Genomic DNA, 21,441 nt, shown 5'->3' on the forward strand with positions numbered 1-21,441 from the left:
CATCGCACAGAAGATGCCTTGTGCGCAGCCCACACGCTCCGTCACTGGATGGGCTCGGTCCCGCTTGCCGCGCTGTCGTCGCGCATCTGCAAGGCCAGATACAGGCGCACGCAGTCGTCGGTATTGCGCAGGTCCACGCCGCAGAGTTCCGCGATGCGCTGCATGCGGTAATCCAGCGTATTGCGGTGGATGGCCAGTACCTTGGCGGTGGGCGCCATGCGCATGCCGGCGCCGAACCACACCGACAGCGTCTGCACCAGGTCGCCGCGGCGGTCCTGGGCCAGCAGCGCCTGCAGCGGCTTGCGCAGTTCCTCGGCCTGCCAGGCCTGGCGCAGGTCGTCCACCAGCACCGGCAGGCGATGGTCGTCGTAGAAGAACGCATCGGCCTGCGGCGCGCGCGCCTTGCCGATGCGCATGGTGGTGCGCGCGATCTGGTGCGACAGCGCCAGCCCGCCGGGCTGCGGGAAGTACTGCCCCAGCGCGAGGCGGATCCGCAGCGGGCTGCTGGCGCGCATGCGCTCGAGCAAGGTGTGCGCGCGGCGGCGTTGTTCGTCCACATCCCAGTGGCCGCGGCGGTCCAGTGCGGGCTTGAGCACCACCAGTTCGTTGAGCGCGGTGGCGGCGATCAGGTTGCCGCGTTCGGGCGTGGACAGCAGTGTGTGCAGGCGCTGCAGTTCCACCAGCATGGCGTCCAGGTCGAGGGTGTCGCTTTCCACTTCGATCACCGCCGCCACGCGCGGCAGGTCGAGCGCGATGCCGAGCCGTTCGGCCCAGCCGGCCAGTGCCGGGGTCGGCCCGTCGGCGCGGATCAGGCCGAGCGTGACTTCCTCGCGCAGGCGCGCATCGCGGGCCAGCAGGCGCAGCAGGCCGGCCTGTTCCAGCATCGCTTCGGCGGCCATGCGCACCAGTTCGGCCTGTTGCCCGATCCGCTGCGGGTCGCCGGTCAACCCGACGCAGCCGACGATGCGGCCATCGGCGATCAGCGGCAGGTTGACGCCCGGGCGAACCGCATCCAGCTGCTGCGCCAGCGCCGCATCGATCTCCACCCGGCCTTGCCTGGACAGCACCAGCAGCGCGCCCTCGTGCAGCTGACCGATGCGCGCCGGCTCGCCGCTGGCGATGATGACGCCGGTGTGGTCCATCACATTGACGTTGCCGTCGATGATGGTCATCGCGCGGTCGACGATGGACTGCGCCAGGGTGCGGTCGAGCGTGAGCATGGGCGTGGGGTCTGTTGGCGCGATCGGGGAGGACACGGTGGCATGTTCGGTGCTGCATGGCGGTGCCCCGTCCTATGCGCTCATGCATCAGGCAGGCAGCGCCAGTGGATCATGTGGCGACCGCGTGGCACAGCCTGCGCACGGCATCCCGCGCGCTACCGTCAGCGCGTGGCTGCACGCGCAGGCAACTGCGCCAAGGCCCGGCCCAGCTGCAGCGCGGCGGCCACATTGTGGGCGGCGATGCGCACGTTGCTGGCCGCTTCGGCCAGCGCCTGCTCCACCGTGCAGGCGCGATGCACCACCGCAAACATCGCGTCGATGCCGTGCCCATGCAGCAGCGCGGCGCCGTTGCCCAGGCAACCGGCGATGGCGATCACCGGCTTGCCGTGGCGCTGCGCCAGCCGCGCCACGCCCACCGGGGTCTTGCCGTGCAGGCTCTGGCTGTCCAGGCGGCCTTCGCCGGTGATGACCAGATCGGCCTGGGCGACCAGGGCATCCAGCCCGAGCGCCTGCGCGACGATCTCCACGCCGGGCCGCAACTGCGCGCCCAGATACGCCACCAGCGCCGCGCCCAGGCCGCCGGCCGCACCGCCGCCGGGCAGGTCGTGCAGGCGCAGTCCCAGGTCGCTTTGCAGCACATCGGCGTAGCGCTGCAGGTTGCTGTCGAGCTGGCGCACCATGCTGGGGGTGGCACCCTTCTGCGGGCCGAATACCGCCGAAGCGCCGGTCGGGCCGATCAGCGGGTTGTCCACATCGCAGGCCACTTCGAACTGGCAGTCCTGCAGCCGCCGGTCCAGGTCCTGGGTATCGATCCGCGCCAGCGTCGCCAGCGCGCCGCCACCGGGGCCGATCGCCTCGCCCTGCGCATCCAGCAGCCGCACGCCCAGCGCCTGCGCCAGGCCGGCGCCGCCGTCGTTGGTGGCGCTGCCGCCGATGCCGATGATGAAGCGCCGCGCGCCGGCATCCAGCGCGGCCAGGATCAACTCGCCCACGCCCGCGGTACTGGTGCGCAGCGGCGCGCGCTCGGTCGGCGGCACCAGTGCCAGGCCGCTGGCGGCGGCCATTTCGATCACCGCGGTGCGGCCGTCGCCGGTCAGGCCGAAGAACGCCTGTACCGGGGTGCCGAGCGGGCCGCTGACCGTGCGGTCGATCACCCGCCCGCCGGTGGCGGCCACCAGCGCATCGACCGTGCCTTCGCCGCCATCGGCGACCGGCACCTTGCGGTACTGCCAGTCGGGGAACACCTCGCGGAAGCCGGCCTCGATCTGGGTGGCCACCTCCAGTGCGGACAGGCTTTCCTTGTAGGAATCGGGGGCGATGACGATCTTCATAGGCACACTCGCTGAGACGGACGCATCACTGGTTCACCGCGCGTGCCGGCACTCGCAGCACCAGCGCGGCGCCCAGCAGCATGGCACCGGCCAGCACGTACAGCGCCAGCTCGGTGCTGTGGGTGGCGTCCTTGATCCAGCCCACCAGGTACGGGCTGACGAAGCCGGCGACCTGGCCGGTGGAGTTGATCAGCGCCAGCCCACCGGCCGCGGCGGCGGCGGTGAGAAATCCGTTGGTCAGCGGCCAGAACAACGGCAGCCCACTGACCGCGCCCATCGTGGCCAGGGTCATGCCGAACAGGGCCAGAGCCAGGTTGTCGGTGACGCTGGCGGCGATGCACAGCCCGGCCGCCCCCATCAGCAACGGGAGTACCAGATGCCAGCGGCGCTCGCGGCGGCGGTCGGCCGAGCGCCCCATCAGCAGCATGAACACCGCCGCGGCCAGGTACGGAATGGCGCTCATCAGGCCGATCCGGGTTGGGTCGGTGACGCCGCTGCCCTGGATGATCGAAGGCAGCCAGAAGTTGATCGCATACACCCCGCTCTGGATGCAGAAGTACACCGTGCCCAGCATCCATACCGCCGGGCTGCGCAGCACCGCGCCCAGCGAGCTGGAGGCGCCGGCCGGCTTGCCGGCTTCGTCGGCGGCCAGCGCGCGGGTCAGTGCCTGCTTCTCCTGCGGGTCCAGCCAGGTGGCCTGCTGCACGCCATCGCTGAGCAGGAACCACACCCCGATGCCCAGCAGCACGGTCGGCAGGCCCTGCAGCAGGAACATCCACTGCCAGCCGGCCAGACCGCTCTGCCCGGCCGAGAAATGGCCGAGGATCCAGCCCGACAACGGCCCGCCCAGCACGCCGGAGATCGGGATGGCCGACATGAAGACGGTCATGACCCGGCCATGCTGGGCGCGCGGAAACCAGCGCGTCAGGTACAGCACGATGCCGGGGAAGAAGCCGGCCTCGGCCGCGCCAGTGAGCAGGCGCAGGGTGTAGAAGCCGGCCGGCGTGCGCACGAACATCAGGCAGGTCGACAGCAGGCCCCAGCTGACCATCATGATCGCCACCCAGCGGCGCGCACCGATGCGCTGCAGGATCAGATTGCTCGGCACCCCGCAGGCCAGGTAGCCGATGAAGAAGATGCCCGCACCCAGCCCGTACACGGTCTCGCTCATGCCCAGATCGCCGAGCATCTGCAGCTTGGCGAAGCCCACGTTGACCCGGTCCAGGTAGTTGAACAGGTAGCAGACGAACAGGAACGGGATCAGCCGCCACAGGATCTTGCGGTAGGTCGGGGCCATGTCATCGGGGGGCGGCAGTGGCCGGGTGGCTTGGGTCATCGCACGCTCCAGCAGTCGGTGGGCCCATCGGCGCGCAGTGCTGGCACCGGCACCACACAGGGGTCGGCGCATTCTAGTTGGAGCTTTTTCCCGGAAGCATCGTCAGCCTGCTGCCTGTCTGCGGACAAGCAGACGCGGGTTTTTGTGCAAATGCCCAAATCAGCCACAACCACACCCGGCGTGTGCCGGGCTCGGAACGCGACAGCAACCATGCTGTTGGTGCAAGGCTGGCGACCCCGATGCAGCGACTGCGACCCGCCACCCAGCCACTTGGCGGACAACCAGCGCCGGCGCACTCCGCGCGCGCCCCATTCAGCCCATCCGGCGAAGAAGCCAGCAGCAGCAACGCGCCTCCACCCCAGCCCTGCACTTACAACCAAGCCGGCGGCCACCGCCAAGCCCGACACAGCACCCAGCCCCGCACGACAGACCGCCTCGGCTTTGCGAATCCCGAATCCCCAATCCCAACTCCCGCGCTCTACCGATTCCCCACTCCCGATTCCCCATTCCCCACCGCATACGCCTGCGCCTGCCCCATCACCCGCAGCAGGTTGCCGCCCCAGATGCCGGCGATCTGCTGCTCGGTGTAGCCCTTGCGCAGCAGCCAGGCGGTGATGCGCGGCAGGTCGGAGACGTCTTCCAGGCCGACCACGCCACCGCCGCCGTCCCAGTCCATGCCGATGCCCACGTGCTCGGGCCCGACCACCTTGAGCACATGCTCCAGATGGGCGAAGAAGTCCTCCTCGGTGGCGCGCTTGATCGGGTAGCGCGCATCCAGCTCCTTGAGCGCGGCGCTCAGGGCCGTGCCGTCGGCGATCTTGATGTGCTCCCAGCCGCCGTATTGCTCGGTCAGCGCCTTCTCGGCGGCCTTGCGCTCGGGGCTGGCGCCGCTGTCGACCAGATAGCCACCGTAGGAATTCACCTGGATCACCCCGCCGTGCTCGGCCAGCACTTTCAGCCGCGCGTCGTCGATATTGCGCGGATGGTTAAACACCGCACGCGCGCCGCTGTGCGAGAGCACGATCGGCACCGGCGACAGTGCGATCAACTGGTCGAACACCGCATCGGAGGCATGCGATTGGTCGATCACGATGCCCAGCGCCTGCGCCTGCTGCACCAGTTGCCTGCCGGCCGGGCTCAGGCCCTTCCACTCCGGCCCCTTGGGGTCGGTGGCCGAGTCGGCGAACTCGTTGTTGAGAAAATGCACGGTGCTCATCAGGCGCAGGCCCTGCGCGTAATAGAAGCGCAGCAGCGTGGGGTCGGCCACCAGCGGGCTGGCGTTTTCCATGCTGATGTACACCACGCGCTTGCGATCGGCCTTGATGCGCGCGGCATCGGCGGGCGTGGTGGCGAAGGCGAAGCGCTGTGGTTGCGCGGCCAGCAGCGTGTGGATCTTCAACAACCGCTGCAGACCGGCATCGCGATCGTCCAGATGCGCGGCCGCACTGCGATTGCCCTGCGCGGTGTAGACCGCCCAGAAGCCGCCATCCAGCGCGCCTTCGACCATGCGCGGGTAATCCACCTGCGACAGCCGGTTGCCGGCATGCGCCTGCAACACGTCGAAGTCGGGGCGCTCCAGGTTGGCCGGCGTGTCCAGATGCGAATCCAGCGTGACCAGGCGCTGTTGCAGCGCCGTGGCGCGCGCCAGCTCGGCCTTGGAAAACTCCAGCGCGTGGGCAGGCAGCGCGGTGGCGAGCAACAGCGAGACAGACAGAGACAGCGTGTGCAGGTGCATGCGATCTCACAGCCAGGTGGGGGTCACCGGATCATAACGGCTTGCGACACGCGTACTGCAAGCGCCACGGCGCAGGCGATGCGCACATTGCGGCTCTGAAAAAATACACACGGAACCACATTGCGCGCAGTGCCAACGTCTGTACGCCGCGCCTAGCTTGCAGCCGCACGCAGGGATCCATGCGTCGCCCACCGTGACCGCTCGCCTGGCGATGGCGTGCGGGGCCAGGTGTGGGTTCAATCGCCCAGTTCGGCCAGGCGCGCGCGCACGCTCTCGACATCGACGTGCTCGCGCACGTGCAGCCACTGCCGCGCCCATACCGAGCGCAACACGATCCAGGCACCGAGCACGCCCAGGCAGGTCGAGCCCAGCGCCAGCAGCAACGGATGCAATGGCGAACCGTTGCCGGTCTGGAACAGGTACATGAAGGCGCTGGCGAACAGCAGCCACACCCCGAACACCGGCCAGTTGCTGGCCAGCAGACTGGCATGGGGCCGCTCGATCTCGCGCAGCAACCGGCTCAGCGCCTTGCGTTCCTCATCGTCCGCTGTCATCGACTGGCCGCTCCAGGGGTTGATCGCCGCGCTAGATCACGCGGCAGAAAACAGCCTTCAGATAGCGCGATTCCTGCACGTGCGCCATGAACGGGTGGTCCGGACCGGCACCGGCCACCTTCAGGATCTGGATGGTGCGCCCGGAGAAATACGAGGCGCGCCGCAGCATGTCCAGGAATTCCTGTTCGGCCACCAACCCGGTGCACGAGAAGGTGGCGAACAGGCCACCGGGCTTGACCACGCCCAGCGCCAGCTTGTTCATGTCCAGGTACTTCTTCAGCGCCGGAATCACCTGCTCGCGGTCGCGGGTCATCTTGGCCGGGTCCAGGATCACCACATCGAACTGCTCGCCGCGGTTGGAGGCATCGCGCAGCCAGGGGAAGATGTCGGCCTGCACGAACTTCGGCCGCACGTTGTTGAGCTTGGCGTTGCCCTTGGCGATGGCGATCACGTCCTCGTCGATGTCCACGCCCAGCACCTCGGACGCGCCGCGCGCAGCCGCATACACCGCAAAGCCGCCGGTGTTGCAGCACAGGTCCAGCACGCTCTTGCCTTCGACCTGCTCGCTCAGCCACTGGCGGTTCTCGCGCTGGTCGGCAAAGAAGCCGGTCTTGTGCGCACCGGCCGGGTCGGCACGGAACTTGATGCCGTACTCGGTGATCACCGACGCTTCGGTGGTGGTGCCGTGGAAATCGAAGCTTTCCTGCTTCTGCACGTGTTCGTCGGCAAAGCTGTGGAAGCGGCAGCCCGGGAACTGCTCGCGCAGCGCCTCGTAGATCCATTCGCGGTGGCGGAACATGCCGGCGGCGAAGAACTCCACCACCACCAGGTCGCCATAACGGTCCACCACCAGGCCGGACAGGCCGTCGCCTTCGCTGTGCACCACGCGCCAGGCATCGGACACCGCGTCGAGTTTGAGCCAGTCGCGGCGCAGGCTCACTGCCGCGGCGATCTTGCGCGAGAACCAGCCCGCATCCACCGGCACCGCCTGGTCGGTCTCCAGGATGCGCACGGCGATGCGCGAGTGTCCGTTGTAGAAGCCGCGGCCGACCCACTCCCCGTCCACGCCGACCACATCGACGATGGTGCCGGGTTTGGGCTTGGCGGCGGGCTTTTCCACCAGCTTCTGGAAGATCCACGGGTGGCTGGAGCGCCACGCATTCTTGAGTCGGACGACGGGGACAGGAGTATTCATCCGCCCATTGTATCCGGCTGGATTGACGTGCCTGCCCCGGGCACGCAGAATCGGGCGCAGAAGGGGAGTAGCTCCCAGCGTTGTCGCCGTCATGACGAGCCCTGCCATCAGGCGCTCCGGTGCAACGGCAACCGGCCCGGCCGGTTGTGAGCGAGACCTTCGCCGCGCAGGCGAAGGTCCGTCACCCGGAATCCACGATTTCCGTGTCACAAGGCCTCAGCCCACCGGCTGTCCAGGTCGTTTCACTTTCGGGATTCTTGTATGCAAACCATTGGCAATGTCTGGTTATGGGGTGGCTTCGCGATCGTGGTGATCGTGGCGCTGTTGGTCGATCTGGTGCTGATGCGCCACGGCGGTGCCCACAAGGTCACCTTCAAGGAAGCCACCTGGTGGAGCATCGGCTGGGTGCTGCTGGCGCTGGCCTTCAACGCCGGGCTGTGGTGGTACCTGCAGGGCAGCATGGGCGATGCGGCGGCCGACCGCATCGGGCTGGAGTTCCTGACCGGCTACCTGGTCGAGAAATCGCTGGCGGTCGACAACATCTTCGTGTTCCTGATGGTGATGACCTACTTCGGCGTGCCCGAGGAGCAGCGCCAGCGCGTGCTGATCATCGGCGTGCTGGGCGCGATCGTGCTGCGCGCGATCATGATCTTCGCCGGTTCGGTGCTGCTGACCAAGTTCCATTGGCTGCTGTACGTATTCGGCGCCTTCCTGCTGCTGACCGGCATCAAGATGTGGTTCTCCGCCGGCAAGGAGCCGGATCTGGAAGCCAACCCGGTGCTGCGCTGGATGCGCGGCCATCTGCGCCTGAGCCCGCAATACCACGGCCATGCGCTGAGCGTGATCAAGGACGGCAAGCGCTGGTTCACCCCGTTGTTCGTGGTGCTGATCCTGATTGCGGTGATCGATGTGATCTTCGCGGTGGACAGCATCCCGGCGATCTTCGCGATCACCACCGACCCGTTCATCGTGCTGACCTCCAATGTGTTCGCGGTGCTGGGCCTGCGCGCGATGTTCTTCCTGCTGGCCGGCATGGCCGACCGCTTCCACCTGCTGCCGTACGGGCTGGCGGTGATCCTGGTGTTCATCGGCACCAAGATGATGATCATCGATCTGTACAAGATCCCGGTGCTGGTCTCGCTGGCGGTGGTGATCGTGATCCTGGTCTTCACCATCGTGCTGAGCCTGCTGCGGCCGCCCAAGCCGGCTCGGCACTGACCGGCCGGGATTCGGGATTCGGGATTAGGGATTAGGGAACGGCAGCGCCGCGTGCGTTGCTCGCATTTACGCACTGACCAACTCGAGGGGTCGTTGCCTGCTCGCCGTCGCGGGACCTTACGCGGCATGGATGCCGCGTAAGAGCCTACACGGACGTACTTGCGGCGTGTCCCGCGACGGTGGGCGGGCAAGGGCCCGCAGCCAATGGGTGTCGCGCTTCGGCGACCTGCGTGATGCCACGCGAGCCGCTGCGCCAATCACCGGTGGCGGAACTGGATTATCCCGTCGTCGGGCCTGCTTATCCCGCGCCGGACAGGCTTGTAAAACATCCGCGCGACGCCATCCGTGAAGGCATGACACCGCATCCTGTTGCCGCCGACGCCACCTCGCAAGATCGCCTGGATCGTTCCCGGGTCTTGCGTGCCTTCAACTTCAGCCTGGCTGCCGTGCTGCTGCTGGTGGCGGTGTTCACCGCCCAGGGCATGTTCGACTGGCGCGCCTGGGCGGTGGCACCGCTGCAGGCCGACGGCCTGCTCGGCATCCTCACCGCACCGCTGCTGCACGGCTCGCTCGCGCATCTGGGCGCCAACGCCGCCGCCTTGTTGATCCTGGGCACACTGGCCGGCAGCGTGTATCCGCGCGCCACCGCCCTGGCGCTGCCGTTGCTGTGGCTGGGTTCGGGGCTGGGCGCGTGGTTGCTGGGAGAGCCCGGCAGCCGGCATCTGGGCGCCAGCGGCGTCACCCACGGGCTGATGTTCCTGGTGTTCGTGCTGGGACTGCTGCGCCGCGACCGCCCGGCGATTGCCACCAGCATGATCGCCTTCCTGTTCTACGGCGGCATGTTGCTGACCATCCTGCCGCACGAGGCCGGCGTGTCCTGGCAATCGCATCTGGGCGGCGCGGTGGCCGGCCTGATCGCCGCGCTGCTGCTGCGCCTGCGCGACCCGCAACAGGCCAGGCCGCGCTACAGCTGGGAAGACGAGGACGAGGACGCTGCCTGGGAGATCAGCAACGCCGAACGCGACGTGCTGGAACCGCCGCCGCCACGCCAGGTGCCAGTGCTGTGGCAGCGCCAGGAAGACGGCTCGCAGAACGTGGTGCTGCACTTCCCGCCACGCGAACGGCCACCTGGGACGTAGGAGCGCGCTGGCGCGCGATGGAGCGTTATCGGGAACGCTTCATCGCGCGCCAGCGCGCTCATATGCGTCCAACGTTTAACGCGTTGCACGCTCGCTCAACGCACGCCGCGCCAGGCCCGGATCGTCGGCAAAGAACGCATCGATACCGGCATCCAGATACACCTTCAACTCGGCCAATGCGCCGGCCTCGTTGCGCTCGGTCACCGCAGCACTGCTGCGGTTGTTGGCGGCCAGGAAATAATTCTCCGGGCGGAAGGTATACGGCTGCACCTGCAGTCCTGCCGCATGCGCGTCGTGCACCAGGCTGGTCGGCGTGCCCAGGCGCTGCTGCGCATCCAGCGGAATGATGCTGCGGATGTCCGGGCCGATCGCATCGGCATAGCCGGCAACCTGCTTCAGTCCCTCGGGCGTGATCATCTGCGCGTAGGTGCGTGGCGCGTTGCCCACGCCCGCATCGGGCAGCGCCATCTGCGCGCCGCCCAGCAGCTGCAGCAAGCGAATAGTGCTGTTGCGCCCGATCTTGCCGCGCAAGTAACGCAGGTTGCCGGTCTCGAACGACTGGATCACCACCGGCGCGGTCTGCGTGTAGGCATGCGCACGCAGGCTCGCCAGCACCTTGTCTTCCATCGCCAGATTCAGCGCACTGAAATAGCTCGGGTGCTTGATCTCCGGAATCAGCCCGATCGTGCGCCCGGTCGCTGCCGATTCGGCTGCGACGAAATCGATGATCTCATCGAAGGTGACAATCTGAAACTGCCCGTCCCAACGCGTGCCGCGCAACTGCGGCAACCGCTCGCGCGCGCGCAAGGTCTTCAATTCGGCAAGAGTGAAGTCTTCGGTGAACCAGCCTTCCATCGCCTGGCCATCGATGGTCTTGCGGGTTTTGCGCGCGGCGAACTCCGGGTGGGTGGCCACGTCGGTGGTGCCGCCGATCTCGTTCTCATGACGCGCCACCAGCACACCATCCTTGGTGGACACCAGGTCCGGCTCGACAAAATCGGCGCCATCGACAATCGCCTTGGCATACGAGGCCAGGGTGTGTTCCGGGCGCAATGCGCTGGCGCCACGGTGCGCAAAGATCTGCACCGTCTTCGCCAACGGCGCCTCTGCCAACGCGGGCCCGCTCATGCCGACCATCATCGCTCCCAACACCAACGCACGGTGGAACTGCATCATGCCTTTCTCCAACAAAAAAGCAGCCATCAACACCACGGCACGACCGCCAGACGAGCGCGGCCGATGAGCGAGGCGGGATGCACGACCTTGCATCCCGCACCTCCGCATCGTCGCATCCGCCCGACAATCACTCGGCAGGTCTTGCCAGCCACTCTAAAACCATCCACGTCGATCACCACCGGAAGTCAGTCAGCAGCCATAAGACCCGCTGTTACCAATCCCCAATCCCGACTCCCCAATCCCTAACTCAGAACTTGGCATCCAAAGTCAAAAACACCTGCCGCGGCGCACTGGCGTGGAATGCCAGCTGACGGCCATTCGGATCGCTGTTGGCGAACGCGGTGAGGTTGGACGCATAGCGCTTGTCGGTGAGGTTGGTCACGTTGAGCGAGAGCTTGAGCCCCTGCAGCACGCCGGCCTGGCCAAAGTCGTACCCGGCGCCCGCATCGAACGAGGTGTAACCGCCGAAGCCCTGGTCGTTGGTGTAGGTGTAGTAGCGCTGGCCGGTGTACTTGCCGCGCAGGTTGATGTTCCAGTTGGCGTAGTTGAAGGCGATTTCGCTGGCGAACATGCGCTTGGGCGTATCCACCGTGGTCTTGCCGGCAGTCGGAATGATCACGCCGTTCTGCACGTAGTTGTCGTCGTAGGTCGAACGGTTGATCGAAGCCGAGTTGTACCACTGCAGGTAGCTGGTCGGCTTCCAGATCACGGTCAGTTCGCCGCCGCGGCTGCTCACCGAGCCCACGTTGAAGAAGCGCGTGGTGCAGGCCGGCGTGGTGCCCTGCTGGATGCTGGCGCAGGGATTGAGCGAGAGCAGGCGGTTGTCGAAGGTCACGTCGTAACCCACCAGCGAGGCTTCGAAGCGGTCACGCACGAAGCGATAACCGGCTTCCACGGTGCGCGACTTCTCCGGCTCCAGTGCGCCGACGCTGGCATCGAAGGAGGCCTGCGTCACCAGCAACGGACCACCGGCGCCACCGCCCTGGAACGCGGCGATGTTTTCCGCGTACGAGGCGAACACTTCCTGCCCGTCTGCGATCCGATAGCCCAGACCGACCTGCGGCAGCACCGACTCGCTGGCCTTGATCGAACCGGTCGCCACCGGCGCTTCCACCGCCAGCCCCGGCGTTTCGCGCGCGGTCATTTCGGTGCTCGGGCTCTTGATGCCCAGATCCACGCTCAGGCGCTCGTCGAGGAACTTGAAGTTGCCCTGCACATAGAACTGCCGCGTGGTGATGATGTAGTTCTGCGAGAACAGCCGGCGGTCGGGATCCTGCAGGAACTTGTCGTCGCTGACCGGCCCGTCGATCCAGTAGAAATTGCGCTCCACATCGTGGTGATTGCGCTCGTACCACAGCCCGGCTTCGAGATGATGCGGGCCCAGGTTCCAGCCGAGCGAGGCGATGCCGCCGGTGCGGTTGATCCAGTAATTGGTGCTGCGGATGGAGATCGGCAATGCCTGCGGCGTGCCCGGGTTGGACGCCTGGCCCGGCGACCACCAGTGACCCTGACCCTTGTTTTCGTGGTGGTAGACCTGGGTGTGCAGGCTGATCGCATCGTTGGGCTGGAAGTCGCCGGCCACATAGAACAGATCGTCGTCGCGCAACGCGCGACTCTGGTAGTACGCATCGTCGATGTTGTCCACGCCGCCGCTGAAGCCGCAGCGCGCCGCATTGCGCGTGGCCGGTGCGCAGTACGCCGCGGCCAACGCCCGGTTCCAGTCCGGTGCGTACAGGTTCCAGTCCCAGCCCAGGCCACGCGCCATGCCGCTCTTGGACAGGTACGAATAATCGGCCTGCGAGGTCCGCGAGGTGTCGGCGAACGCGGTCAGCTTACCGCCGTCGAACTGGTACACGCCCTTGGCATTGAACTGCCGCGTGGTGGTCGGCGACTCCGGGCGCGCCCACATGTCGGCTTCGGCATTGATGCCGGACAGATACGCCGAAAACCCGTTGTAGTCGCCGGTGTCCACGCGCAGGAAGGTGCGCCGGTTGGCATCGGAGCCCACCGTCTGCGACAGCTGCCCGCCGAACACGCTGGACGGATCGGCCGAGTAGTACTGGATGGTGCCGCCCAGGTTGCTGGTGGACGCGGTGCCCAGTGCGCCGATGCCCGAGGCCAGCTCCACGCCGCCGAAGTTTTCCGCAATCAGGGCGCGGCTGATATTGAGGCCGTTGTAGTTGCCGTAGGCGTTGTCGCCCAGCGGCAGGCCGTCGAGCGTATAGCCCAGGCGCGTGCCGTTGAAGCCGCGCAGGCTGATCGTCTGCGACTCCTCGTTGGCACCGAAGGCATCGTTGGATTGCACGTTGACGCCCGGCATGCGGTTGAGCAGTTTCTGGATGCTGGTGCCCGGCGGCAACACCGGAATGTCCTGCTGGGTGATGCGCTGCACCTGACGCGTTTCGCCCTGGCCGATCACCGAGACCGCGTCGAGTTGCTGCACGGTCGTGCCGGTATCGGCAGTCACCTCGGGATCGGCGGCATAGGCGGCCGGCGACAGCACGAGCGCGGTAAGGACGGCGGCACTTAACAGATGGGTCTTGGGCATGAGCGGCAGGGGGACGAGTCAAAAGATGACGGCAAGCGTGCGACAGCTGTCTTGCGTCGATGCGACCGGGACATGACAGTGCTGCGACAGCAGCTGCGCATTGCGCGCCGCATCTGCGTTGCGCTGGCATGCAGATGTCATCTGCGCGTCGTAATCTGCGCACTCATCCATCTGTGTTGTCCGAGGGTTGCTGCATGTCCGATCGCATTGCTCGCGCTTGTTCCCGGACGCTGACCAGCGTCGCCATCGCGGTGTTGGCGTGGGGATGCGGCAGTGCGAGCGCCCGCGACAAGGCGGCTCCGGCGGGCTCGGTGATCGCCACCGATGCACACGGCTACCTGGAAAAAGCACAGGTGCCCGACAGCCTGCGCCTGGTACCGCCACCGCCGCAGGACGGCAGCGCCGCGCTCGCCAACGATCAGGCCATCGCCACATCCATGCTTGCCCTGCGCGGCACACCGCGCTGGGACCTGGCCACGCAGGACGCTGCGCTGACGTTCCCGGCGGCCGCCAATCACTTCAGTTGCGCGCTCGGCATCCAGATCGACCAGGCACACACGCCGCACCTGCTGCGTCTGCTCGAACGCAGCATGCGCGACGCCAGCACCAGCACCAGCGCGGCGAAGGCACGCTATCAGCGGCCACGCCCGTTCATGCGCAACGACCAGCCGATGTGCACGCCCGACGACGACGCGGCGCTGCGCAAGAACGGCTCCTACCCTTCCGGCCACACCGCCATCGGCTGGAGCTGGAGCCTGATCCTGGCCGAGCTGGCCCCCGCCCAGCGCGACGCCCTGCTCGCCCGCGGCCGCGCCTTCGGCGACAGCCGCCTGGTCTGCAACGTGCACTGGCAGAGCGATGTCCTGCAGGGCCGCATCATGGGCGCCGCCACCGTCGCCGCGCTGCACGACAACCCCGAGTTCCAGAAGGATCTGGCCGCTGCGCGCCGCGAGATCGACAAGGCGCATGCAAAGCAACCTGCCACCGCCACTGCATCGCCAGCATGCGATGCCGAGAACGCGGCATTGCAGACGGTGCTGCCGGGTGTGATGTGACGCGTTTTGCAGCGCAGTTGCGGGCGCTCGCTTCGAGTTTCGGTATCGGCATGTGACCCGCTGTACAAGCGTTGCGCTTGTCGCCGTCCCTGATCCTTGATCCTTTCCTTGATGCAGAACACCAACAGCCAGCGTCTGCATCGGCTCGTCATGCGTCGCGGCAGGTAAGCGGTCTACTTGCCGATACAAAAACTCGAAAAGATCTTGCCCAGCAATTCGTCGGCGCTCAGCTTGCCGGTGATCTCGCCGAGTGCTTCCTGTGCCAGGCGCAATTCTTCGGCGGCCAGTTCGAGCTGTTCGAAGCCCAGCTCCAGATCCGCTGCGTCTGCATGCTGTTCGGCGCGGCGCAATGCCTCGACATGCCGCGTGCGTGCGGAGAATTCGCCTTCCACGCTGTCCGCTCCGTCGCCCAGCGCAAGCTCGCGCAACCGGGCGTGCAACTGCTCCAGTCCCTGCCCGGTCACCGCCGAGACCGCGACCGCGTCGCGATCGAGCGCTGTGGCTTCGGCCAGCAGATCGCATTTGTTGTGGATCCACAGCTGACGCGGCACCGTATCGATGGCATCGCCGATCGCATCGCGCGCGGCTTGCGGGTCGCGTGCATCCAGTACCACCAGCGCCAGATCGGCGCGCTGCAGTTCGGCACGCGCGCGCCGCATGCCCTCGCGCTCGATCGCATCACCACCTTCGCGCAGGCCGGCGGTGTCGACCAACACGAGTTCGAAACCATCGAGCTGGATGGCTTCCTGCAAGGTATCGCGCGTGGTGCCGGCCACATCGGTGACGATGGCGCGCTCGCTACCGGCCAATGCATTGAGCAACGAACTCTTGCCGGCATTGGGCGGACCGATCAGCACCGCGTGCAGGCCGTCGCGCAGCTTGCGCCCGCGCTCGGCATCGCGCAGCAGTTGCGCCAGCAATGCGCGCGCCTGCTGTAGCCCGTCGCGCACCTGCGCTCCGCCCAGGGTGTCGAGCGGCTCGTCGGCAAAGTCGATCGCCGCTTCCACATGGATGCGTAGCCGGGTGAGGCTGTCGCTGAGCGCATCGGCCCGTTGCGAAAACACACCGTCCAAGGATCTGCGCGCAGCGCGTGCCGCGCGCAGATCGCCGGCGGCAATCAGATCGGCGATGGCTTCGGCCTGCGCCAGATCGAGTTTGCCATTGAGAAAGGCGCGCTCGCTGAACTCGCCCGCGCGTGCCTGCCGCGCGCCCAGCGCAATGCAACGCGCCACCAGCTGCCGCAACAGCACCGGGCTGCCGTGTCCCTGCAGTTCCACCACCGCCTCGCCGGTGAAGCTGTGCGGCGCCGGAAACCACAAGGCAATGCCATCGTCGATCACCTCGCCCTGCGCATCGCGAAAGCGCGCGTAGCGTGCCTGCCGTGGCTGCAGATTCGGGACACCCAGCTCGGCGGCGATCTGCGCCGCCTGCGGCCCGGACAGGCGCACGATGCCGATGCCTCCGGTTCCGGCGGCGCTGGCGATGGCAACAATGGTCGATGGCGAAGAAGACATAGTCAGACAGGTTGCGCGGATCAGAGACGTTGCAGTTGCGTGCGTGCCTGCTCGGCGCCGCTGCCTTGCGGCTGCAGTTCCAGATAGGTGGCGTAGGCCTTGCGTGCCTTGTCGCGATCGCCGGCTTTTGTGTAGGCATCGCCGAGATTGAGATAGGCCACCGCACGCGACGGATCGATTTTCAGGGTATTTTCCAGCCAGCGCGCCGATTCGGCAAAGCGTTCCTGGCGGTAGTACACAAAGCCCAGGTTGTTGGCGGCCAAGGCGAAATCCGGGCGCAGCTTCAAGGCTTCGGCAAACTGCTCGGCCGCTTCGGCATAGCGTTTTTCCTTGTACAACTGCAGGCCGCGCTCGTTGGCCAGCTGCGCACGTTGGCGGTCGCTGCTCTTCACCGCCGTCGGCAAGACCAGCCTGGCTTCGCCGCCTTGCAGCGTCTTCACCGTCACCGGCGCCGCAGCTGTTGCAGCACCGCTGGTGGTGGCGGCAGGACGCGCCGCATCCACGCGGCCGTTGAGTGCGATCGCATCGGCGGACAACTGCGCGGTACCGGCGGTCAGGAACTCTTCGCCGCTCGGTACCTGGAACACGAACTCCCCGCCCTGCGAGCCGGGCAGGCTGCCGAATGCCGGGGTCTGCGCCGACACTGCCGACACCGCCGGTGCGACATAGGCCGCCAGTTCGGTGCCGGTGATCAGGCCATCGCCATTGAGGTCGCCCTTGCCCGCCAGCGCCTGCAGCAGCACCCAGGTAAACACCGAATGCCCGTTCGGGCCGCTATCGGCCACCTGCTGATCGGCACCGCCGGCAGTGAGCATCTGGCGGGCGATGCGTCGTGCGTTCTCGCGCAGGTAGGCGCCGGACGTCGGCCCGCCGCGCGTCAGCCCCAATCCGCTATAGCAGGCATCCATCACGAACAGCACATGCTTGGCTTGCAGGCTTTCGGCGATGTTCTGCAGGTCGCTCATCGCGATCGCATCGCTGGCCAGTTGCTGCGGATCCGAGTCGACCGGAATGATGTAGCCCAGGTCGCGCCCGGATGCCAGCCGGCGCGTGGCGCCGTGCCCGGCGAAGAACACGAACACGCGGTCGTTGGTCTGCGCGCGTCCCTCGCCGAGGCGATCGTGGAATGCCGCAAGAATATTGTTGCGCGTGGCCTGCCCGTTCTTGAGCACGATCACCTGCGAGGACGGAAACCCCAACGGGCCGGTCAAGGTGCTGGCGATGGCCTGCGCGTCGTTGGCGGCATATTCGAGCTTGGGCCAGTGCGCGTAGTCGTCGATCCCGATCACGATCGCCCAGGAGTTGGCGTAGCCGGTGGTCACGGTTGCCTCGGCCGCCGCGCCGGGCGCGCGCGCCACCGAAAACTCGCGGCCATTCCAGCCGGCGAACTGGTAGCCATCGGCGATCAGGCGATCCAGGATCTGCGGCAGCGCCTTCACTGCACGGTCGTGGATGTCATGGAACAACACGATGCCGCGCTGCTCCTTGTTCACCTGGTCGAGCACGCGCTGCACGATCGACTCGGGTACCGGGTCGGCCCAGTCCATCGAGTCGATGTTCCACATGATCGACTTCAGGCCTGCCTCGCCCAGCAGCTGCAAGCCTTCGGCATTGCGCGCCCCGTACGGAAACCGGAACAACGGCGCACGCTTGTCGTCCACCGCCCGCAACAACGTGTCGGTGTCCAGCACCTGGCTGCGCAACGCATCGCCAGTGGTCTTGGACAACTGCGCATGGGTCAGGCTGTGGTTGCCCACCGCATAACCTTCTTCCATCAGCGTGTGGCTGATCTTGGATAACGGCGCGAGTGTCGGCTTGCCCTGCGCGTCCAGGCTGCCCAAGTTGCGGCCCACTTCGAAGAACACGCCCGGCACGTCGTAGCGTTTGAGGATGGCCACGATCTCCTCGGTATAGGCCTTGTGCGGGCCGTCGTCGAAGGTCAGCACCACCGTCTTGGGCGGCAGGTCGCGGCCGAAGATCTCATTGTCGCTATCGCGTGCGGAGAACGGGTACGGCTCCACCACGCCATGATCGCGCAGGATCTTTTCGCGCGTGTACAGGCTGCGCAGATGCGCCACGTAGTCGTCCCACTTCTCGCGCTTGGGCACGATCGCGCGGCTGCGATCGAAGCGGCTGAAAATCTGCGTCAGTTCCTTGTTGTAGCTGCGCTCGATCTCGTCCAGCGCTTCCAGATCCTCGCCGATGCGCTGATGCAGCTTCACCGCCGGCAATGCCGAATCGCGGCCAATGCGTGCGTGCAGGTCGCGCAACACTTCGGCAAACGCCAGGCGGTCGGCATCGTAGAGATCCGGTGCCGATTCGATCTCGTCCAGCACCGTGGCGATCGTTGCGAAGCGACGCGCTGCGTTCGACGTCAGCACCGTCTCGAATCGCGCAGCGATGCGCTCGCGCTGCTGGAGGTTTTCATGGAACAGCTGCTGCCCCACGCTGCTGGAGGTGGCGCGGTCGCGTGGCGTCTGGGCATCCGCATCGGCCAGCAACACGATGATGCGGCGATGCCGGTCCAGTTGCTCGCGCAGCTGCGCGATCAGTGCGCGTGCGTCGTCGCTGTCGGTTTCGGCTGCCGCACCAGTGGCTGCAGGCGTAGCGGTGCTGGCGGCAGACGCTGCCTCGCCGGCGGTCTGCTTGCCGCAGCCGGCCATCGCCAGCATTCCTGCGAAAGCGGCGCACAGCCACAGGCGATACAGCGGCGATGACATCACGACGGCGTCCTTGGCGATGAAGACAACAGGGCAGACAACAACTGCGGCGACATGCAGAAAGCCCGCCTTGCGGCGGGCTCTGTGCAACTGCGCTTACTTGGCGTTGGCCTGGATGATCTTGCTCGGCTTCTCGCCGTGCTGGCGGATCATCCACCACTGGATCAGCAGACCCAGGCCGCCGTTGACCACCCAGTACAGCACCAGGCCGGCCGGCATGAAGGCCATCATGACGCCGAACACCAGCGGCATGAACTGCATCATCTTGGCCTGCATCGGGTCCATGCCCGGGGTCGGGGTCAGCTTCTGCGTGGCCCACATGATGGCGATGTTGAGCACCGGCAGGATGAAGTACGGATCGCGCGCGGTCAGATCCTGGATCCAGCCCAGCCACGGCGCCTGACGCAGTTCCACCGATTCCACCAGCACCCAGTACAGCGCGAAGAAGATCGGCATCTGGATCAGCAGCGGTAGGCAGCCGCCCATCGGGTTGATCTTTTCCTTCTTGAACAGCTCCATCGTCGCCTGCTGGTACTTGACGCGATCGTCGCCGTAACGCTCCTTCAGCTGCGCCAGGCGCGGCTGGAAGCGGCGCATCTTGGCACCGGACTTGTACTGCGCAGCCGACAGCGGATACAGCGCCAGACGCAGCAGCACCACCAGGCCGATGATGGACCAGCCCCAGTTGTGCAGGAAGCTGTGCAGATGGCTCAGCACCCAGAACAGGCCCTGGCCGATGATGGCCATGATCGAGAAGCGGCTGTAGTCGACCACCCGGTCCAGTCCCTTCACGTCTTCCTTGGCGATCAGGCTGACCAGCTTCGGGCCCACCCACAGGCGCGCTTCGGTGGTCGCGGTCTGGCCTGGCGCCACGGTGAAGGCCGGTCCACGCAGTTCGGCCACGTCACGCGGGCCGTCCTGGTTCAGCACGTACAGCGAGGCCTGGTCCTTCTGCGGAATCCACGCGGTAAAGAAGTGGTGCTGCAGCAGCGCCACCCAGCCGCCGGTGATCTGGCGATTGAGGCCACCGTCGTCCATGTAGTCCTTGAACGCGCGACGCTCGTAGCCTTCCTGCGGGCTGTACCAGGTCGCCCCGTTGAAGCTGAAGGAATCCGGGTTGGTCATGCCGCGGCTGAGGATGGTCGGCACCCGGCTCAGCTTGCGGAACACGTAGCCGTTCCACGGCGCGCCACTCTTGTTGATCACCTCGTCCTTGATCGAGATCGCATAGCGACCGCGTTCCAGGGTGAAGGTGCGGCGAATCGACACGCCGTTGGGGCCATTCCACACGAACGGCACCACCAGGGTGTTCTGGCCCTTGGCCAGTTCGAACGCGGTGCCCGGCTGTTCGGCGCGGAAGCCACCCACGCCCGGTACCGGCGAATGCTCGCTGGCCCAGCCGCTGGTGGCGTTATAAGGGTGCGCGGCATCTTCGGTCAGCAGGCTGACCGGCGCGGTGCCGTCCTTGGTTTGCGGAAACTGCAGCAGTTCGGCATCGAGCACGCTGCGGCCGTCCAGCTTCAGGCGCAGCACGTCCGAGGTCAGGGTGATCACCGGCGCAGCACCGGCAGCAGCCGGCGTCGCGGCAGTCGTGCTGGTCGCCGGTACGGCGCCCGGCACACCCGCCTGCGGAATGGCCTGGGCCGCCGGCACATTGGCCGACGGTGCCGCAGCGTCAAGATCGCGCGCAGCCGGCACCGACTGCGTCGCCGCAACCACCGGCGCATTGGCGGCGGCCTTGTCCTTGCCCCACTCCATCCACAGCAGCGCCGCGACCATCAGCCAGGCAAAAATCAGGAAAACACGGGTCTGGTTCATCGGGCAGCAACTCGCTCAGTCGGAACTGGGTTCCGGCTCTGTCGGGGAAAGGGAGGATGGGTGCATCGTCCTGGCGGGCGGCATTGTGCCGGGCGCAGCAGGCAGGGGCAATGCGCCGGCACGGCGCAGCAGACGCAGGAAAGCGTCGCGAATCTGTGGATTGGTCGCTTTTGCGGCTGCGGAGCGCGCCACAATCACGTAATCGCCGCCGGCAAGCTCGGGCAGCAGATGCCGCATGGCATCGCGCAATACGCGTTTGATCCGGTTACGTCCCACCGCACGCGTGTCGACCTTGCGCGACACCGCCATGCCCAGGCGCGGCGGCGTATCGCCGGTCCGCCAGTGCAGGCTGAGCAACGGGTCCGAGGTACGACGTGCAGTATCGAAAACGACCGTATATTGCGCACGCGTACGAACCCGCGCAGAGCGAGGAAATCGCCTGCACGGGTTCGATGCGTTCACGTTAGGGACTGCCTCGGCCGCAGGGAGCGGCGCGGCAATCAAGCGCTCAGGCGCTTGCGGCCCTTGGCGCGGCGGCGAGCCAGGATCTTGCGGCCGTCGGCAGTTGCCATACGTGCGCGGAAGCCATGGTCGCGTGCTCGCTTGAGGTTGCTGGGTTGGAAAGTACGCTTGGTGGCCATGGGGCCCTCTGCATGAATGGAGACGAATAGAACCGGCAATTCTATAGGGCCATCAGCGGCCGGGTCAACTCCCCGCAGACGTTAGCGGAGGTGATGGCGGTCAAGCCTGTGGATGGACCTGTGAATAAGTCTGGGAAAACCCTGTCCTCGGTGCTAGTCTGGCGCATCCTCTTTTCACTACCGGGCTGCGAGCACGGCGCTTTTCTGCGCGCCGCAGCCAGCAACAGATGATCATACTTTG

At 66.6% G+C, this 21,441-nt stretch carries 16 protein-coding genes; 3 read left to right on the plus strand and 13 right to left on the minus strand.

The genetic code is table 11. The features are described 5' to 3' along the window. Positions 1-41 precede the first annotated feature (41 nt). The 6 genes from AC06DU_RS21190 to AC06DU_RS21215 form a co-directional block, all read right to left on the minus strand. Positions 42-1,220, minus strand: a complete 1,179-nt coding sequence (locus AC06DU_RS21190) for a sugar diacid recognition domain-containing protein (RefSeq protein WP_104569406.1) — start codon at positions 1,218-1,220, stop codon at positions 42-44. A 161-nt stretch (positions 1,221-1,381) separates the two neighbouring features. After that, complete coding sequence (locus tag AC06DU_RS21195; RefSeq protein WP_435014115.1) at positions 1,382-2,551, minus strand: glycerate kinase; 1,170 nt, start codon at positions 2,549-2,551, stop codon at positions 1,382-1,384. A gap of 25 nt (positions 2,552-2,576) precedes the next feature. Next, complete coding sequence (locus AC06DU_RS21200; protein ID WP_478203148.1) at positions 2,577-3,887, minus strand: MFS transporter; 1,311 nt, start codon at positions 3,885-3,887, stop codon at positions 2,577-2,579. 478 nt (positions 3,888-4,365) lie between these two features. Then, positions 4,366-5,622 carry a dipeptidase gene (locus AC06DU_RS21205; protein ID WP_478203149.1) on the minus strand — a complete coding sequence of 419 codons (1,257 nt, stop codon included), beginning with the start codon at positions 5,620-5,622 and terminating at the stop codon, positions 4,366-4,368. Between the two features lie 236 nt (positions 5,623-5,858). Continuing rightward, a complete protein-coding gene (locus AC06DU_RS21210) occupies positions 5,859-6,176 on the minus strand; it encodes a hypothetical protein (protein ID WP_478203151.1) in 318 nt (105 codons plus the stop codon). 31 nt (positions 6,177-6,207) lie between these two features. Continuing rightward, the gene (locus tag AC06DU_RS21215) at positions 6,208-7,371 is read right to left on the minus strand and encodes a class I SAM-dependent rRNA methyltransferase (RefSeq protein WP_478203152.1); all 1,164 of its coding nucleotides are present in this window, start codon (positions 7,369-7,371) and stop codon (positions 6,208-6,210) included. 261 nt (positions 7,372-7,632) lie between these two features. Here AC06DU_RS21215 and AC06DU_RS21220 point away from each other — a divergent pair, with 261 nt between their 5' ends. Both AC06DU_RS21220 and AC06DU_RS21225 read left to right on the plus strand, forming a co-directional pair. Next, on the plus strand, positions 7,633-8,589 hold the full coding sequence (locus AC06DU_RS21220; protein WP_016901852.1) for a TerC family protein: 957 nt from the start codon (positions 7,633-7,635) through the stop codon (positions 8,587-8,589). Between the two features lie 353 nt (positions 8,590-8,942). After that, positions 8,943-9,728, plus strand: a complete 786-nt coding sequence (locus tag AC06DU_RS21225; protein ID WP_046346131.1) for a rhomboid family intramembrane serine protease — start codon at positions 8,943-8,945, stop codon at positions 9,726-9,728. A gap of 75 nt (positions 9,729-9,803) precedes the next feature. Here the strand turns inward: AC06DU_RS21225 and AC06DU_RS21230 are convergent, their stop codons facing one another. Together AC06DU_RS21230 and AC06DU_RS21235 are read right to left on the minus strand one after the other, a co-directional pair. Continuing rightward, on the minus strand, positions 9,804-10,904 hold the full coding sequence (locus AC06DU_RS21230; protein WP_478203153.1) for a glycerophosphodiester phosphodiesterase: 1,101 nt from the start codon (positions 10,902-10,904) through the stop codon (positions 9,804-9,806). A gap of 247 nt (positions 10,905-11,151) precedes the next feature. Then, positions 11,152-13,452: a TonB-dependent receptor gene (locus AC06DU_RS21235; protein WP_046345190.1), complete on the minus strand. Its 2,301-nt coding sequence runs from the start codon at positions 13,450-13,452 to the stop codon at positions 11,152-11,154. A gap of 194 nt (positions 13,453-13,646) precedes the next feature. On the opposite strand from AC06DU_RS21235, the gene AC06DU_RS21240 reads away from it, so the two are divergent. Then, positions 13,647-14,507, plus strand: a complete 861-nt coding sequence (locus AC06DU_RS21240; RefSeq protein WP_478203154.1) for an acid phosphatase — start codon at positions 13,647-13,649, stop codon at positions 14,505-14,507. 173 nt (positions 14,508-14,680) lie between these two features. On the opposite strand, the gene mnmE is transcribed toward AC06DU_RS21240, so the two are convergent. The 5 genes from mnmE to rpmH all read right to left on the minus strand — a co-directional run bounded on the left by mnmE (position 14,681) and on the right by rpmH (position 21,200). Then, positions 14,681-16,021, minus strand: coding sequence for a tRNA uridine-5-carboxymethylaminomethyl(34) synthesis GTPase MnmE (gene mnmE, locus AC06DU_RS21245; protein WP_478203156.1), 1,341 nt, complete (start codon positions 16,019-16,021; stop codon positions 14,681-14,683). 20 nt (positions 16,022-16,041) lie between these two features. Next, on the minus strand, positions 16,042-18,744 hold the full coding sequence (locus AC06DU_RS21250) for a polysaccharide deacetylase family protein (RefSeq protein ID WP_478203157.1): 2,703 nt from the start codon (positions 18,742-18,744) through the stop codon (positions 16,042-16,044). A gap of 93 nt (positions 18,745-18,837) precedes the next feature. Further along, the gene (gene yidC / locus AC06DU_RS21255) at positions 18,838-20,559 is read right to left on the minus strand and encodes a membrane protein insertase YidC (protein ID WP_024939151.1); all 1,722 of its coding nucleotides are present in this window, start codon (positions 20,557-20,559) and stop codon (positions 18,838-18,840) included. Between the two features lie 15 nt (positions 20,560-20,574). Then, on the minus strand, positions 20,575-21,021 hold the full coding sequence (gene rnpA, locus AC06DU_RS21260) for a ribonuclease P protein component (protein ID WP_039512801.1): 447 nt from the start codon (positions 21,019-21,021) through the stop codon (positions 20,575-20,577). Positions 21,022-21,059: 38 nt separating this feature from the next. After that, complete coding sequence (gene rpmH, locus AC06DU_RS21265; protein WP_002805908.1) at positions 21,060-21,200, minus strand: 50S ribosomal protein L34; 141 nt, start codon at positions 21,198-21,200, stop codon at positions 21,060-21,062. Positions 21,201-21,441 lie beyond the last annotated feature (241 nt).

It is taken from the genome of Xanthomonas sp. NCPPB 3200, assembly GCF_056393585.1.

Coding starts and splice junctions, on each gene's coding strand:
- AC06DU_RS21195 (WP_435014115.1), bottom strand. CDS start 2,551: ATGAAGATCGTCATCGCCCCCGATTCCTACAAGGAAAGCCTGTCCGCA.
- rpmH (WP_002805908.1), bottom strand. CDS start 21,200: ATGGCCACCAAGCGTACTTTCCAACCCAGCAACCTCAAGCGAGCACGC.
- AC06DU_RS21235 (WP_046345190.1), bottom strand. CDS start 13,452: ATGCCCAAGACCCATCTGTTAAGTGCCGCCGTCCTTACCGCGCTCGTG.
- AC06DU_RS21200 (WP_478203148.1), bottom strand. CDS start 3,887: ATGACCCAAGCCACCCGGCCACTGCCGCCCCCCGATGACATGGCCCCG.
- AC06DU_RS21205 (WP_478203149.1), bottom strand. CDS start 5,622: ATGCACCTGCACACGCTGTCTCTGTCTGTCTCGCTGTTGCTCGCCACC.
- AC06DU_RS21240 (WP_478203154.1), top strand. CDS start 13,647: ATGTCCGATCGCATTGCTCGCGCTTGTTCCCGGACGCTGACCAGCGTC.
- AC06DU_RS21225 (WP_046346131.1), top strand. CDS start 8,943: ATGACACCGCATCCTGTTGCCGCCGACGCCACCTCGCAAGATCGCCTG.
- AC06DU_RS21220 (WP_016901852.1), top strand. CDS start 7,633: ATGCAAACCATTGGCAATGTCTGGTTATGGGGTGGCTTCGCGATCGTG.
- yidC (WP_024939151.1), bottom strand. CDS start 20,559: ATGAACCAGACCCGTGTTTTCCTGATTTTTGCCTGGCTGATGGTCGCG.
- AC06DU_RS21210 (WP_478203151.1), bottom strand. CDS start 6,176: ATGACAGCGGACGATGAGGAACGCAAGGCGCTGAGCCGGTTGCTGCGC.
- AC06DU_RS21190 (WP_104569406.1), bottom strand. CDS start 1,220: ATGCTCACGCTCGACCGCACCCTGGCGCAGTCCATCGTCGACCGCGCG.
- AC06DU_RS21215 (WP_478203152.1), bottom strand. CDS start 7,371: ATGAATACTCCTGTCCCCGTCGTCCGACTCAAGAATGCGTGGCGCTCC.
- mnmE (WP_478203156.1), bottom strand. CDS start 16,021: ATGTCTTCTTCGCCATCGACCATTGTTGCCATCGCCAGCGCCGCCGGA.
- AC06DU_RS21230 (WP_478203153.1), bottom strand. CDS start 10,904: ATGATGCAGTTCCACCGTGCGTTGGTGTTGGGAGCGATGATGGTCGGC.